Raw genomic sequence first — 15,296 nt, forward strand, 5'->3', positions numbered from 1 at the left:
CTTATCGTTTGGAACGAACGGCCGGACTGCTCTTCGATTTAAACAAATGAATGTTCTCAAGCGCGCGCCCCGTGCCTTTTGCCACGCAATCGAGCGGATCGTCCGCCACGAGCACCGGCATTCCGGTTTCCCGCGCGAGCAATTTGTCCAAATTGCGCAGCAGCGCGCCTCCGCCTGTCAGCACAATGCCGCGGTCCATAATATCTGCGGCAAGCTCCGGAGGACACTTCTCCAACGTCACTTTCACCGCCTCGACGATCGCCGTCACCGTATCGGTTAAAGCGTCCGTAATTTCGTCGGATGTGATGCTAAGCGTTTTCGGCAAGCCGGTTACGAGGTCCCGGCCGCGAATTTCGACCGACTCCACTTGGTCGAGCGGCAGCGCCGATCCGATATCCATCTTTAATTGTTCCGACGTTCTTTCGCCGATCATTAAATTATACGACCGTTTAATGTATTGAATGATCGAATCGTCCATTTCATCTCCGGCCACACGCACCGATCTGCTGGTTACAATGCCGCCGAGCGAGATGACCGCCACTTCCGTCGTACCGCCGCCGATGTCGACGACCATGCTCCCGGTAGGCTCCCATACGGGCAAATCAGCGCCGATCGCCGCAGCGAACGGCTCTTCGATCGTATATGCTTCACGCGCTCCCGCCTGCTTCGTCGCGTCTTCGACCGCCCGCTGTTCTACCGCCGTAATTCCCGAAGGCACGCAAACCATCACATTCGGATGCCGCGGGAAGATGGACCGGTTGTTCTGCGCCTGACGAATAAAATATTTGATCATCGTCGCCGTCGTGTCGAAATCGGCGATAACCCCATCCTTCATCGGGCGGATGGCGCGAATATTGCCCGGCGTCCTGCCGATCATTTTCTTCGCGGATTCTCCGACCGCTTCAATCGTCTTTGTATCTGTACGCAGAGCGACCACGGAAGGCTCTCTTACGACAACTCCTTTTCCTCTTACATAAACAAGCGTATTCGCTGTACCCAAATCGATGCCCAAATCTTTCGTGAAGCTACCAAACATGCTGTTTATCTCCTTTTCCTCTATCAATGTTCCTCATATCTTTTCAATTATATTACATAAGCCCTTGTTCCTTCAAACTGATAAAACTGCCATCTCCGATAATCAGGTGATCGAGCACGTCAATTCCGATAATCTCGCCCGCTTCAACCAACCGCCGGGTTAAACCGATGTCCTCCGCGCTTGGCGTCGGATCGCCGCTCGGATGGTTATGCGCGCATATCACCGAAGCGCTGCTGCATTTGATCGCCGCGCGGAAAATTTCGCGCGGATGCACGATGGAGGCGTTCAAGCTGCCCATAGACAGCGTCTCTTGTGCAATAAGATGGTTTTTCGTATTTAGAAAGAGGCATACGAAATGCTCCTTCTGCAAATAACGCATTTGTTCCGAGAGCAGGTCGGCCGCGTCTTGCGGCTTGCGTATCGTTATCGTCTCGTTGAGACGAGACTGCGCAAGCCTTCGGCCCAGCTCGATTCCGGCTTTCAATTGAATCGCTTTGGCAAGTCCCATTCCTTTCATTTCCGTCATTTCTTCAATGCTTATATCGACTAAATTGCGTAGTCCTCCGATTTGGCGCAGCATGCGTTGTGCCATATGTACGGCGGATTCCCGCCTCGTTCCGGTTCGCAGCAATATTGCAAGCAATTCCGCGTTGCTCAGCGAACTCGCCCCGTACTGCATCAAGCGCTCTCTCGGACGTTCTTCGCGGGGGAGATCGCGCAAAGTATAACTATGCGCTTCCATCCAAAACCCTCTTTTCCCAAAATAGTGCGTTTATAAGACTTCGATGCCGAATGAAGCAAGCATGTCGCTGAGCAGCGACAACGGCAAACCGACGACGTTGAAATAACATCCTTCGATCGATTCCACGATCGTCGCTCCCAAGCCTTGAATCGCGTAAGCCCCCGCTTTGTCGTCAGGCTCTCCGCTTGCGGCGTAGGCTGCGATTTGCCGTTCAGTGAGCGGCTTCATCCGTACATGCGTCATACGGTGGGACGCTTCGGTGCGTCCTGTTCGCATATCGATGCAGGCGACCCCGGTAAATACTTGATGGGATCTTCCTTGCAACCGGCGCAGCATCGACGCCGCATCCTCGCGGTCCTTCGGCTTGCCGAGCACTTCGTCGTCCAGTACGACAACCGTATCGGCGCCGATGACGATCGATTCGTTCGGCGGCGCAAGCCGTTCGCTGACGGCTTGCGCTTTGCGCAATGCCAATTGCTCCACCGTATGCGCGGGCGTCCAGTCGGGAGGCGTCGATTCGTCGACATCGCTTGCCACAATTTCAAATGGCAATCCCAATGAACGAATGAGCTCTTGCCTTCGTGGAGAAGAAGAAGCTAATATTAGCAGATGACTGTTCCAATGGTTCAAACGGATAACTCCTTCGCCAATTTTTTACACCTTTGTCTATTATACTTTGTATTTTGCGACAACACAAACGAAAATCCGACAGCGTACATTAAGCGGTACACTGCCGGATTTTCCGCATTCCCCGGCATTTTGCGGAGGATGACAGGCATGTTTACGTCCCGATCGTCTCCAGGAAAGATTTTTCCAGCATAATATAATCCATCATCGCGGATTGAACTTCCCATAAATGGGTTTCCGACGTTTTTTTGTTATATTCGTTCATCGCAACGACGGCGCTGTTCATCGCTTTCGTCATTTGCGACCATAGTTCCTTCGCTTCGGCCGGCAATCCGCTCTGCGCCTTGCTCTCGAGCTCGGTCCAGCGCTGATGCTCGTTACGGATCGCTTGCAGTTGGGATTCGCTTAACGCCTTCGGTTCCTTCTCCATGAGCCGCGCGATCGCCACATCGTTCAACAATCGAACCATGCCCGCGGACTGCTCGAAATATTGGGACACTTGCTTTGCGTCTCCCGCATAAGTCATTTGGCTTATGGCCGGCAGTTCGACCGTCCGTACGTAAAATTCGATTCCTTGCGCTTTAAATTGCTGGGTAAGCAGCATCGCGTCTTCCCGCGCCACGGCGACGCCGGCGTATACCCTGTTTTTGTCTCCCGTATCGGCGTATGCCGCAAGTCCCTTCTGCTGCAGCTCTTGCTTCGCCTGATTGACGCCCTCTAAGCCGCTGAAGACGCCGTATTGGAGCATATAATAGTTTTGGGCCGGAATGTCGACGGCGACGCTTAGCGGCTGCGTCTGTACGGTTGCGGCTTCCTTCGCCTCGGGATCGGCCTGTTTCACATCCGTCCGGCCGCTTGGCGCAATTGCTGCGCCGGTTTTCACATCGTCGGCGACGAGCTTGTCCAACCCCGGAATTTGCACGTCCCCGTTAAACAGCGATAATACGACGAATCCGAATATGGCGCCTGTCGCGATTGCGCCGGTTACCGATATGAATATTTTGAACCATGAAGGGCTTCCCGGCGTCCGGTAGCTGCCCCCCTTCCACGTTTCGTCCACCTCGACATAGCCCGTCTCGCCATCCCAAACAATCGTGTCCCGTTCTTCTTTCCCGTCTTGTTCCGGCCGCTCTTTCCCGGCAGGAATTTGCGGCATCCGATCGGACTCGCGGATTTCCCGCTCGATCGCATCGAGCTCGTCTTGCGGAGAGCTCCATACACCGTAATCGCTCTTATATTCGTTCAAGGAAACGACTTTCGTCTCGGATTGTTCCTGCATCGCCGCGTTATTCGCAGGCTTGCGGTTCGGCTCGTCAAAGCGGAACGTCATCTTTGCTTTATTCATGCAAATCCCTCTCTTCCATGTCCATTCTTCTATTTTCACTCTATGATAGAGTCGAAGAAATTATGATAGATTTGGGAACGCAAAAATCCCGACATCTTTGCAATCCATGACGTCGGGATTCGTCGGCGCATTAAAACCCTTTGTATTGCGGCTCCTCGTTTTCCAACTGTTGAACGCGGCTTTCCACTTGTTGAACGATTTGCTGCGTCGTTTTCGCCGCATTCTCGAACAGCGTTTTCGCTTCTTGATTTTGCGTGCTCAGCGCAAACGTTTCAAGGTCTGCCTGTGCGCCTTTCAGCGAGGCCAGCGTCGTTTTGACTTGGGATCCAACGGTCATTGATTCACACCTCCTCTCTTCACGTAACGAAACATAATGTAACCGTAATGGCGGCAATTCATACGATGGGTTCGGACAAACCTTACGCGATGCGGATTTCACTTCGATGCACCGCCGCAAGAATAATCTTTGGCGAAAGAGGGTACCTTTTCTATTGACTGCTGGTAGCGGAATTCATCGACATTCATGTACGAAAGGCGAGTGATCAGCATGCCCGAATGGTTAGCGACGGCTCTGCGCACCTTATTGTCCGTTGCGGTGCTATTTACCTTGACGAAGTTATTGGGAAAAAGACAAGTTTCGCAGCTCTCCCTGTTCGAATACATTACCGGCATTACGATCGGGAGCTTGACAGCTTATGTATCAATGGACCTGGAAAAGCATTGGGTACTCGGCATCGTATCGTTGGTCGTATGGGTAGGAGTCTCTTTAGCGATCGAATTTGTTCAATTAAAAAGCAAAAAAATACGCGATTTTGTTGACGGCAAAGGTACCGTTCTCATCAAAGACGGCAAAATCATGGACGACAATATGAAAAAAGAGAGGATTACCAGCGACGAACTGCTCGAACTGTTGCGTAAAAAAAATGCATTTAAAGCGGCGGATGTCGAATTTGCGGTCATGGAGCCAAGCGGAGAACTCAACGTAATGCTGAAGAAAGAGAATCAGCCTCTAACGCCGAAACATCTCGGAATTAAAGTCGGGCCGGAACAAGAGCCGCAAGCCGTTATTATGGACGGCAAAATATTGGACGAACCGCTCGCAACGTTGGGATTGAACCGAAGATGGCTTCATACCGAATTAAAAAAGCTGGGGGTATCGCTCGATAACGTTTTTGTCGGCCAAGTCGACAGTTACGGCCAATTCTATGCCGATTTGTACGACGACCAAATTAAGGTTCCGGAGCCGATGCAAAAAGCTTCGCTCTACGCGACGCTGAAAAAATGCGAAGCGGATCTCGAACTGTACGGATTGTCGACGGACGAAGCGAGCGTGAAAGAGCTATACCGGCAATGTTCGGAGCAAATGCAAGGCGTCATTGAAGATATGAAACCGTTGCTTACACGGTAAGCGGCATCGCGAATACTTAAGGAGGAAATCCAATGTCAAGCAAAAATAAAGATTTAACGCCCGTGCAGCAAGAATATAAAGAACTGGCCAAGCGCAACGAACCTCCGCGTCCGGTGCTCAAAAATTGTTTGCTGGCGTTTCTGTCGGGCGGAACGATCTGCCTGATCGGGCAAGCGATACAGCAGATGTTCATCAAATGGGGCGGGTTTAGCGAGAAGGAAGCGGGCAATCCGACCGTTGCCGTGCTCGTCATTATCTCCGTCATCCTTACCAGCCTAGGGGTGTACGATAAAATTGCGCAGTGGGCGGGCGCCGGCACAGCCGTTCCGGTTACGGGCTTCGCCAATTCGATGGCTTCCGCGGCGATCGAGCATCGCAGCGAAGGGGTTGTGCTCGGCGTGGGCGGCAAAATGTTCAAAATCGCCGGACCCGTTATCGTCTTCGGCACCGTAGCCGCATTTATCGTCGGCATTCTCCACTGGATTTTCAATCCGAATATGGGGGGATAACCAAATGACGTTAAAAGGGCATCAAAGCTGGCGTTTCGAGAATAAACCGAGAATTGTCGGAACGGCTACGGTTGTCGGCCCCTTCGAAGGTCAAGGCCCGCTTGCCGACGATTTCGACATCATCCACGGCGAGTTGATGATGGGGCAAAAAAGTTGGGAAAAAGCGGAGAAGAAATTGATGGAAGAAGCGGCGACGTTGGCGATCGAGAATGCCGGGTTAACGAAAGAGCAAGTCCAATTTTATGTCGGCGGCGACTTGAACAATCAAATCATCAGCAGCAGCTTTAGCGCCAGAACGCTCGGCATTCCTTATCTCGGCGTCTTCGGCGCTTGTTCGACCTCGATGGAAAGCTTGGCCCTCGCTTCGCTTATGGTCAACACAGGTTCGGCGAAATACGCGCTTGCCGGCACTTGCAGCCATAACGCAGGCATCGAAAAACAATTCCGCTATCCGACGGAATACGGCTCGCAGAAGCCTCCGACCGCTCAATTCACTGTAACGGGGGCAGGGGCGGCCGTCGTATCGCTCAAAGGAGAGGGACCGGCCGTAACATCGGCTACGATCGGCCGGGTCGTCGATATGGGAATTAGCGATCCGTTCAATATGGGCGCGGCGATGGCTCCTGCGGCGGTCGACACGATACAAGCGCATTTCAGGGATTTGCAAATCCAACCGGGGCATTACGACTTGATCGTTACCGGAGATCTATCGAAAGTGGGCTATGCGATCGCCTGCGATTTGTTGAAAAAACATAACGTTCCGATGAACCAAACGACGTATCAGGATTGCGGCATGATGATCTACGACTACGAGAAGCAAATGGTGCAGGCGGGGGCGAGCGGATGCGCTTGTTCGGCCGTCGTCACTTACGGCCATCTGATTCGCCGGCTGCTCGCCGGCGAATTGAAGCGAATTCTCGTCGTGGCAACCGGGGCGCTGCTGTCTCCCCTGTCATACCAGCAAGGGGAAACCATTCCTTGCATCGCACATGCGGTGTCCATCGAATATGCGGACGCTTGACTGCATATAAATAGACAAGTATGCAATAGGGAATTCATCCTGCATTTTCGGGACGGGGGCTGATGTTTGTTGCGATCGCTCAAAAGGTGGTTGGCGATCATTGCGGGGAGCTTAATGATCGCGATCGGAATTAATTATTTTCTGATTCCTTTCAGCATTTTGGACGGAGGAATTATCGGAATCGCCTTAATTGCCAAATATTTATGGGGCGCCAAAGTCGGACTGACGATGATCGTATGCAGCATTCCGATTTTTATGCTGGCATGGTTCCGGTACCGTCCTTATTTTTATTTAAGCTTCCCGGGCATGCTCATCTCCTCGCTGTTTACGGATGCGCTCTATCCGTCGCTTTATTACTTTACGTACTATGTGAAACTAAGTCCGTTGATGAGCGCCGCGATCGGCGGCATCTTCATGGGGGGCGGCCTCGGCGTGATGCTTCGTTACGAAACCAGTACCGGGGGGACGGACTTGGTCGCCAAATTTATTGCCGACTATTATTTGGTCAATGTCGGCTTTACGATTTTTATTATCGACGGGATGATCGTCACTTTGGGCGGCATGCTTTTCTCCGCGGAAACGTTTCTGCTGTCCGTCGTTACGATATTCGTCGGCGGAATCGTAACCGGACTATGCTGTTTGAACCGCAATACGCTGCATTCGGGACCGCCTGCCGGACATCGGCGCTTCGGTTGAACAGCGGCGTGAAAACCAACAAAAAAAGGACCGCCCCCTTTCGTTCAACGATGGGGACCGTCCATTTGAATTACTGAAGCTGCTTGCCGTCCATTTGCGCTCTCAGCGTTTTGGCGAGCCCGTCCGCGGCTTTCCAAATATCGCCCGCTCCCATGGTAATCACCAGGTCGCCGGGACGCACGCTGTCGCTCAAATAGCTCAGCACCTCTTCTTTGGTCGGAATATATTTCGTATTTCGATTGCTGTTCTGCACGATCAATTCGACCAATTTGGCGCTATGGACGCCTTCGATCTGCTTTTCTCCCGCGGGGGAGTAGATGTCCGTTATGATGACTTCATCCGCGTCCGCAAAGGCGCGGCTGAATTGATCCAGCAAAAAGAAGGTGCGGGAATAGCGCTGCGGCTGAAATACGGCGACAATCCGTTTGCCCGTCGCCTTCGCCGCTTGGATGGTCGCTTGAATTTCCGTCGGATGATGGGCGTAGTCGTCGATGACCAATATATCGTTCACTTCGCCCAGCACTTGAAATCTGCGCTTTGCGCCGCGAAACAGCTTGATCGCGCCTTGAATCGCATAAAACGGAATGCCCGCCTGCATGCAAGTAATGACCGTAGCCATGGCGTTATACACGTTATGGCGGCCCGGCACGGACAATTCGATCGGACCGAGCGGAACGCCCTGGTAGCAGAACGTGAAATTAACCTTTCTATCGCCCAGAACGACGTCTGTTGCCGTGTAATCCGCTTGCCGGTCGATTCCGTACGTTATATATTCGCCTTTGACCGTAGGAAGCATTTCCTGCAGCGTCTCGTCGTCCGCGCATACGATCGCTTTGCCGCCTTCTTTCACTTGATTCAGAAACCGGACATAGGCCTGCTTCAACTTCGCGAAATCTCCGCCGTAGTTTTCCAGATGATCGGCTTCGATGTTGGTTACGATAGCCAGCGTCGGATGATATTGCAGAAAGGATCCGTCGCTCTCGTCCGCTTCAGCCACGACATAATCGCCTTTCCCCGCTTTCGCGTTTGTGCCGACGTTCATAATTTCTCCCCCGATAATATAGGTCGGATCGTAATTGCATTCCTCCATCACAAGGGCGATCATCGACGAAGTCGTCGTCTTGCCGTGGGCGCCCGCCACAGCGACCCCATTGCGCGAATTCAGCAAACGGGCCAGCATTTGCGAACGATGCAATATCGGGATGCCCTGTTTCTCGGCCTCCACTCTTTCCACATTGTCTCCTGCGAGCGCGGTCGAATAAACGACCAGATCGGCGCCTTGCACGTTGCCCGCCGTATGTCCTATATAAATTTTCGCCCCTTTGGCCGCCAATTTCTCCGTTAAATCTTGCGCGGCTACGTCGGAACCCGTAACCGTATATCCCATTTCCAGCATAACCCGAGCAATGGCGCTCATCCCGTAGCCCCCGATGCCGATAAAATGAACATGTTCTACTGTATTCAACAAAGACTCACCAACCTTTTTCAGAATCGGTCTGATACAAGATATGCGAACGAACATCGGCGATTAAGTATAGCGTTCCGGTTACGACCGCCAAATCTTCGTCGGACGTTATTTCCGTCAACTTTCGCAACGCTTCTTTCCAGTCCGGTTCAACTGTCACGTTCAGATCCGGGCGCGAAATCTCGTCCGCTACGTTCCGGACGATCGCCAGCAAATCTTCGGCCTTCATCTTTTTGCGGAAATCGGGCTCGGTTATGATAAGCGTATCCACTATAGGTAGTATATGCCGTAAAACATCAATATGATTCTTCGTCGACAACATCCCTAGCATCAGATGCAATTTGTTATAACGGTACGTGCTTTGGAGCGCCTTGGCCAGCGTTTCCGCGCCCTCGGGATTATGCGCGCCGTCCACAAGCAGACGCGGCCGCGTCCCGAGCATTTCCAAGCGTCCCGCCCAGGCCGTCTCCGCAAGCGCTTTGTACAAATCGTCGTCTTCCACGATAAGCGCGTAATATTGCCGCAGCACTTCAATCGCCATTAACGCTGCGGCGGCGTTTTTGATCTGATGTTCCCCGTTCATGCGGATGACGACATGATCCAGTTTGCGGAACGGACCGACAAAAGTGAAAACTTGCTCGTTCTCTTGCGAACGGATCGTTTCGAAACGATATTGTTCTTCCGCCAAGTAAAGCGTAGATTTGCGGCTTTGCGCCGTTTCGCGCAGCACGCGGATCGCTTCCGGCTGTTCCGCGCTGCTGACGACCGGCACGCCGGCTTTAATGATTCCCGCTTTCTCGGCCGCGATTTCTTCGATCGTATCGCCCAGCACATCCATATGATCGTGACCGATATTCGTAATGACGGAAATCACGGGAACGACGATGTTCGTTACATCCAGTCTTCCACCAAGACCCGTCTCCCAAACTACATAATCGGGAAAAGTTGCCTTGGCGAAATATAATACGGCAAGAGCCGTCGACACTTCAAACATCGTGGGCGATCCCAATTCGGTAGCGGCCACTTCGTCCACATACGGCTTCAATTCGTTCGTTAGGCGCAGGAGCGTTTCCTCAGGGATATCCTGGCCGTTATATTGAAACCGGTTCGTAAATTTCTCGATGTAAGGCGAGGTGAACGTCCCTACATCGTAGCCGCTCTGGCATAAAATTCGCGTCAAAAAAGCGCATGTCGATCCTTTGCCGTTCGTCCCGGCAACATGAATAAACTTCAATCTGCGATGCGGGTTTCCCATTAAATCCATCAACATTTCTATTCGCGCCAAGCCTGGGCGAATGCCGAACGGTATTAATCCGTTGATCCAACGTACCGCTTCTTCATAGGTTTGAAAAGGGGCTGCCGCGACAGCCCCGTTGATGTCAGCCATTGTTACCCCATCCTTTTCGTCTTGCGGCATTACCCGCGCAATTCTGCGATACGCGCCAACACCTTATCGCGTTTATCCGAATAATCTTTTTGCTTCGCCCTTTCTTCCTCGATCACTTTCGCCGGCGCCTTCGCGACAAATCCGGCGTTCGCCAATTTTTTGTCGACCCGTTCGACTTCGCTGTTCAAATGGGCCAATTCTTTCTCCAGACGGGCGATCTCTTGCTCGATATCGATTAATCCGGACAGCGGCAAATACAGTTCCAACCCAGTGACGACCGCGGTCATCGCTTTATCCGGCGCGGCAACGCCCGGATCGACCTCGAATTTGGACGTGTTGCAGAAACGGCGAACATATTCCGCGTTGCGAGAAATAATGCGGTTCGTTTCCTCGTCCGAAGGTTTGACGATCAATTCGATTTTCTTGCTCATCGGAACGTTAACCTCGGCCCGAATATTGCGTACCGCGCGAATGATATCCATGAGCAGATTCATCTCGCGCACCGCGGAAGGAGCCTCCAGCGCCGCATCGTATACCGGCCATGGAGCGAGCGTAATCGTTTCGCCCTCATGCGGCAAATGCTGCCAAATTTCTTCCGAAATAAACGGCATGAAAGGATGGATCATACGCAGCGTACGGTCGAGCACGTAGGCGAGTACGGATTGCGTTTTCTTCTTCGCATCGGCGTCTTCGCCGTAAAGGCGAAGCTTGGCGAATTCGATATACCAGTCGCATAGATCGTCCCAAATGAAATTATACAACAACCGGCCGGTTTCTCCGAACTCATAGCTGTCGATCAACCGGGTAATGTCGCGCGCCGTCTCGTTCAACCGATGCAAAATCCAGCGGTCGGCCGTACCGAGTTCGCCGCCGATGTCGATTTGGCCGTAAGTGAATCCGTCCAAATTCATTAAGGCGAACCGCGACGCATTCCAAATTTTGTTGGCGAAATTGCGCGCCTGTTCCACCTTTTCAAGGCGGAAACGTAAATCTTGCCCAGGCGTGCTGCTGGTGGAAATCATATAACGCATGGCGTCGGCGCCGTATTTGTCGATCACTTCAAGCGGATCGATGCCGTTGCCGAGCGATTTCGACATTTTGCGGCCTTCGGCGTCGCGCACGAGTCCGTGAATCATGACGTCCTTAAACGGAATCTGTTCCGTGAACTCCAATGCGGTAAAGATCATACGCGCAACCCAGAAATAAATAATATCATATCCGGTCACGAGCACGTTCGTCGGATAATAACGTTTGAAATCGTCCGTTCGGTCCGGCCATCCAAGCGTGGAAAACGGCCATAGCGCCGAACTGAACCACGTATCGAGCACGTCCTCGTCCTGCCTCAGGCTGCTGCCTCCGCATTTGGCGCAAACGGCCGCATCGCCTATAGACACATGCATCTCTCCGCAATCGTTGCAATACCATGCCGGTATTCGGTGCCCCCACCACAATTGGCGGGAGATGCACCAATCGCGCACATTTTCGATCCAATGCAAATAAATTTTCTCAAAACGGTCCGGTATGAAGCGGACTCCTTGCCCGGATTTTTGCGCCTCGATCGCTTTTTGCGCGAGCGGCTTCATTTTGACGAACCATTGCGTGGACAAATAAGGCTCGACGACAGCCCCGCTTCGTTCGCTATGCCCCACTTGATGAAGATGGTCTTCGATTTTGATCAACACGCCTTGCTCTTGCAAATCCTTGACGATTTGCTTGCGGCATTCCGAACGGTCCAGGCCGTTGTATTTGCCGGCATGCTCGTTCATCGTTCCGCTCTCGTCCATTACGGTAATTTGCGGAAGATCATGCCGCAGCCCGACTTCGAAATCGTTCGGATCGTGGGCGGGAGTGATTTTCACAGCGCCGCTTCCGAACTCCTTGTCGACATATTCATCCGCGATCACCGGAATTTCTCTGCCGACGATCGGCAACACGAGCATGCGGCCGATCATATGCTTGTAGCGCTCGTCCTCCGGATGAACGGCAACCGCCGTATCGCCGAGCATCGTCTCCGGACGCGTCGTCGCTACCGTAATCGAACCGCTTCCGTCTTTCAGCGGATATTGCAAATGATACAAATGGCCTTGAACTTCCTTATATTCCACTTCGATGTCCGACAACGCGGTGCGTGCCGCGGGATCCCAGTTAATAATATATTTGCCGCGGTAGATCAATCCTTTTTCGTACAGCTTGACGAACACTTCCCGCACGGCGCGCGACAGCCCTTCGTCGAGCGTAAACCGCTCTCTCGAATAATCGAGCGAGAAGCCCATCTTGGCCCATTGCTCGCGAATCGTGTTCGCATAAAGCTCCTTCCATTGCCATACGTTCTCGAGAAATTTCTCGCGGCCGAGATCGTAGCGGCTTTTTCCTTCCTCGCGCAGCTTCTGCTCCACTTTTGTTTGCGTGGCGATGCCGGCGTGATCGGAACCGGGCAGCCATAACGCGTCATATCCCTGCATCCGTTTCGTGCGGATCAGAATATCCTGTAATGTAAAGTCGAGCGCATGCCCGATATGCAGCATTCCCGTTACGTTCGGCGGCGGAATGACGATCGTATACGTTTCGGCGTCCGGGCGCCGGCCCGCGTTGAAGTATTGTCCCTTCAGCCAATACTCGTACCATTTGCGCTCCGCCGCTTTCGGATCGTACGTCGTCGGCATGGCGGTTGTCGATTGGGTTTGATTCGCTTCTGACATGATAACTACCTCCGTTTTCATCATTGAGCAAGCTTCAAAAAATACAAAAAGCCCCTCGTCTCAAAGGACGAAAGGCTATCTTCCGTGGTACCACCTTTGTTTCGCATGCGAGTAAGGGGCGCAAATCGCCGATGCACGCGACACTCTTACAGATAACGGCTGCGGCCGGTTCGCTTTCGCCTTGCTATTTCAACGCCTTCGATTTTTGCGCGCTGCCGTGGAACAAGGATCGAGCAAACAACTCCGGGGCGACTTCGGCAACTACATCCTGCGGAACTTCACAGCGTACCGGTTCCGCTCTCTGAAGGGTTGATTGCCTACTATTCCCTTTCAACGTTTTTAGCAATAAATCATCTTATATCATAGCTTTCTTTATCCAAGGAGTCAATACAATGTATGAGCAGTATATGAATGATCTATGGCAAATGTTTGTACAAATGCGTGTTCAAAAAGTCAACTTTTCAGCACCGAGAAGGTTGCGAGAACCCGAGGCCCATGCTTCCGAAGCGAGTTTTGCTGCGCAAAACTTTCAGGAGGAGCGGAGTGTAGGCAAAACCTACATGAGCACCTGCAATGTTTCCGGAGGAAACATCCTTCGTAAGCATACGCTCTTCGAGGGTGAACGCAAGATTCGATGTCGAGTCGGCTCCCAGCTTATCTTCGTGATCAAAAGGGGACTTTTTGAACAACCTCTTTAAGGAGTGTCATATCCCATCTTGTCCCATTCATAAACTTTTTATAAGAGGTTGCTGAAAAAGTCGGCTTGCCGGCTTTTTGAACCTTCACTTTAAGGTGGTGGTGAACATGGAACGCTGGTGGTGGAAAATCCGTTATTCGGTGAAAGGCGTTATTTTTCCGTTAATATGCATACAATTCGTAAGAACGCTGCTGCTGCCGACCGGACTGGATGTTTTTATTTTATTCATTCTGTTTCTGATCTATTTGGGCTTTCTCCTCGACATGTACTAATGATCCGCAATATCGGCAAAAAAAAACCTCCTGCCCCGGGTACGCTCACGTACGCAAGGCGGCAGGAGGTTTTTCGCTTCGTTACGGAATATAAATTACTTGTCCTTCCGACAAGTTTTGCTCGTCTAAACGATTGTACAGCATAATTTCGCGCGGGTTCAGATGATATCGGCTCGCGATCATATCGAGCGTTTCTTCCCGCTGGACGATGCACATTTTCACTTTACGGAAAGCGCTTTTCTCATCTTGTTTGCTTAAAAATAAATTTTTCCATTCCAAATCGTCCCCTGAAGAAGCGGATTTGAGCTGCTCCGCTTGAGCTTCCAACTCTTCCACGGCGTTTCGGGTTTCCAACTGTTTTTGCGCATTGCTGGAGTGCAGCAATGTCATCAGTCCGATTTGTTGTTCCGATTCGCCTTGCGGCTCTTTTTTCGCGCTCAGCGCCACTTTCATTTCTTTCTTTTCTTCCGGCGGCGCAGCGGCTTCCACGATCGCTTCGCTCTTCGCATCTTCCTGTTCCGGTTCCCGGATCTCGACAGGTTCCGGCTCGGGTTCCGGAATCGCAGCAAACTCGGCCACTGCGGCTTCCTCCGGCTCCTCGGCATTTCTGCCGGCCTCCTCCGCGATCAAGTCCCTCGGCCATTCCTTGTCCGGTTGAAAGGAATGCGTGTGCAGAACGGGTTCGGGTTCGGGTTCCGCTTCGAATCCGAACTTGATTTGCTCTTCCATACGATCCTCGGTCCGCTGAACGGCTGCGTACGGGTCCGGGAATTCCGCCTGAGACGGCTCTTCTTGCACGAAAGCTTGATCCGAATAGGAGAAAGTTTCGGTTTCCCATTGCGGTTCGAACGAGGGACGTGTCTCCGCGGCAAAGCTCTCGATCGGAGGTTGCGAATGGGGCTGTTCCGCGTGTTCGGATTGTTCTGCCTGTTCCGCCTGATCCGTCTGGGCCGTTTGATGGTATACGGTAAACTCTTCCGGGGCCCATGCGGGCGTTTCGTGCTGGATCATCTCGATTCCTTTGAGCGAAAGCACGCCGGTAATGTTTAATGTTCGGTTAGACAACAAATCGACATCGAAGTTCTCGATTTCAACCGAAATATCTTCCAATTGGTGCACACGATTCATCGGCAGCGTTATTTCCACGGGAATCCAATGTTCCAACGTCTGCGTACTCTTCTCCTCGTCGTTGCCTTTATAAACGGTCGCAAGCAGCAAATTACCGCGCAATGTCGCCTGTTCTCCGAGCGGAACCACCTGAATGTGGGGCACAAGTTCGATCTCTTCGAGTTCCTCGATCCCTACTACATCTTCCGACAGATGCACCCGTTCATAAATGTCAAATCGCAATCCGTAAGATTGATCAAACAATACGGAGTCCTCCCTTCTGCA

General features: G+C 52.2%; 15 protein-coding genes and 1 other annotated feature. Of the genes, 6 read left to right on the top strand and 9 right to left on the bottom strand.

Features of this window, described 5'->3' with window-relative positions; translation table 11 throughout:
• Nucleotide 1: 1 nt before the first annotated feature.
• The 5 genes from LQ229_RS07960 to LQ229_RS07980 all read right to left on the bottom strand — a co-directional run bounded on the left by LQ229_RS07960 (nt 2) and on the right by LQ229_RS07980 (nt 4,087).
• The gene (locus tag LQ229_RS07960) at nt 2-1,036 is read right to left on the bottom strand and encodes a rod shape-determining protein (RefSeq protein WP_230191381.1); all 1,035 of its coding nucleotides are present in this window, start codon (nt 1,034-1,036) and stop codon (nt 2-4) included.
• Nucleotides 1,037-1,088: 52 nt separating this feature from the next.
• Nucleotides 1,089-1,778 (bottom strand): DNA repair protein RadC, encoded by a 690-nt coding sequence (gene radC, locus LQ229_RS07965; protein WP_230191382.1) that lies wholly within the window; start codon nt 1,776-1,778, stop codon nt 1,089-1,091.
• A 30-nt stretch (nt 1,779-1,808) separates the two neighbouring features.
• A complete protein-coding gene (locus tag LQ229_RS07970; RefSeq protein ID WP_230191383.1) occupies nt 1,809-2,408 on the bottom strand; it encodes a Maf family protein in 600 nt (199 codons plus the stop codon).
• Nucleotides 2,409-2,559: 151 nt separating this feature from the next.
• On the bottom strand, nt 2,560-3,750 hold the full coding sequence (locus LQ229_RS07975) for an SPOR domain-containing protein (protein ID WP_230191384.1): 1,191 nt from the start codon (nt 3,748-3,750) through the stop codon (nt 2,560-2,562).
• Between the two features lie 130 nt (nt 3,751-3,880).
• Complete coding sequence (locus LQ229_RS07980; RefSeq protein WP_216540432.1) at nt 3,881-4,087, bottom strand: DUF1657 domain-containing protein; 207 nt, start codon at nt 4,085-4,087, stop codon at nt 3,881-3,883.
• 210 nt (nt 4,088-4,297) lie between these two features.
• Here LQ229_RS07980 and LQ229_RS07985 point away from each other — a divergent pair, with 210 nt between their 5' ends.
• From LQ229_RS07985 to LQ229_RS08000, 4 genes are all read left to right on the top strand, one after another.
• Nucleotides 4,298-5,158: a DUF421 domain-containing protein gene (locus LQ229_RS07985; protein WP_216540433.1), complete on the top strand. Its 861-nt coding sequence runs from the start codon at nt 4,298-4,300 to the stop codon at nt 5,156-5,158.
• 32 nt (nt 5,159-5,190) lie between these two features.
• Nucleotides 5,191-5,667: a stage V sporulation protein AC gene (gene spoVAC / locus LQ229_RS07990; RefSeq protein WP_216540434.1), complete on the top strand. Its 477-nt coding sequence runs from the start codon at nt 5,191-5,193 to the stop codon at nt 5,665-5,667.
• 4 nt (nt 5,668-5,671) lie between these two features.
• Nucleotides 5,672-6,688 (top strand): stage V sporulation protein AD, encoded by a 1,017-nt coding sequence (spoVAD, locus tag LQ229_RS07995; protein ID WP_216540435.1) that lies wholly within the window; start codon nt 5,672-5,674, stop codon nt 6,686-6,688.
• 66 nt (nt 6,689-6,754) lie between these two features.
• On the top strand, nt 6,755-7,384 hold the full coding sequence (locus LQ229_RS08000; RefSeq protein WP_356710033.1) for a YitT family protein: 630 nt from the start codon (nt 6,755-6,757) through the stop codon (nt 7,382-7,384).
• A 70-nt stretch (nt 7,385-7,454) separates the two neighbouring features.
• Here the strand turns inward: LQ229_RS08000 and murC are convergent, their stop codons facing one another.
• Genes murC through LQ229_RS08015 form a run of 3 tightly spaced genes read right to left on the bottom strand, consistent with a single transcriptional unit; the run spans nt 7,455 to nt 12,935 of the window.
• Nucleotides 7,455-8,849 (bottom strand): UDP-N-acetylmuramate--L-alanine ligase, encoded by a 1,395-nt coding sequence (gene murC, locus LQ229_RS08005; protein ID WP_216540436.1) that lies wholly within the window; start codon nt 8,847-8,849, stop codon nt 7,455-7,457.
• Nucleotides 8,850-8,856: 7 nt separating this feature from the next.
• Nucleotides 8,857-10,236, bottom strand: a complete 1,380-nt coding sequence (locus LQ229_RS08010; protein WP_230191385.1) for a folylpolyglutamate synthase/dihydrofolate synthase family protein — start codon at nt 10,234-10,236, stop codon at nt 8,857-8,859.
• Between the two features lie 29 nt (nt 10,237-10,265).
• On the bottom strand, nt 10,266-12,935 hold the full coding sequence (locus LQ229_RS08015; RefSeq protein ID WP_216540438.1) for a valine--tRNA ligase: 2,670 nt from the start codon (nt 12,933-12,935) through the stop codon (nt 10,266-10,268).
• A 60-nt stretch (nt 12,936-12,995) separates the two neighbouring features.
• Nucleotides 12,996-13,278: a binding site (T-box leader), on the bottom strand.
• 49 nt (nt 13,279-13,327) lie between these two features.
• On the opposite strand from LQ229_RS08015, the gene LQ229_RS08020 reads away from it, so the two are divergent.
• A complete protein-coding gene (locus LQ229_RS08020) occupies nt 13,328-13,633 on the top strand; it encodes a hypothetical protein (protein ID WP_216540439.1) in 306 nt (101 codons plus the stop codon).
• 106 nt (nt 13,634-13,739) lie between these two features.
• Nucleotides 13,740-13,904 carry a hypothetical protein gene (locus LQ229_RS08025; RefSeq protein WP_216540440.1) on the top strand — a complete coding sequence of 55 codons (165 nt, stop codon included), beginning with the start codon at nt 13,740-13,742 and terminating at the stop codon, nt 13,902-13,904.
• Nucleotides 13,905-13,985: 81 nt separating this feature from the next.
• Here LQ229_RS08025 and LQ229_RS08030 read toward each other — a convergent pair whose 3' ends face one another.
• The gene (locus LQ229_RS08030) at nt 13,986-15,275 is read right to left on the bottom strand and encodes a LysM peptidoglycan-binding domain-containing protein (protein WP_230191386.1); all 1,290 of its coding nucleotides are present in this window, start codon (nt 15,273-15,275) and stop codon (nt 13,986-13,988) included.
• Nucleotides 15,276-15,296: the final 21 nt, after the last annotated feature.

The sequence above is a fragment of the Paenibacillus sp. CECT 9249 genome, assembly GCF_918697855.1.
Classification (GTDB): Bacteria; Bacillota; Bacilli; order Paenibacillales; family Paenibacillaceae; genus MSJ-34.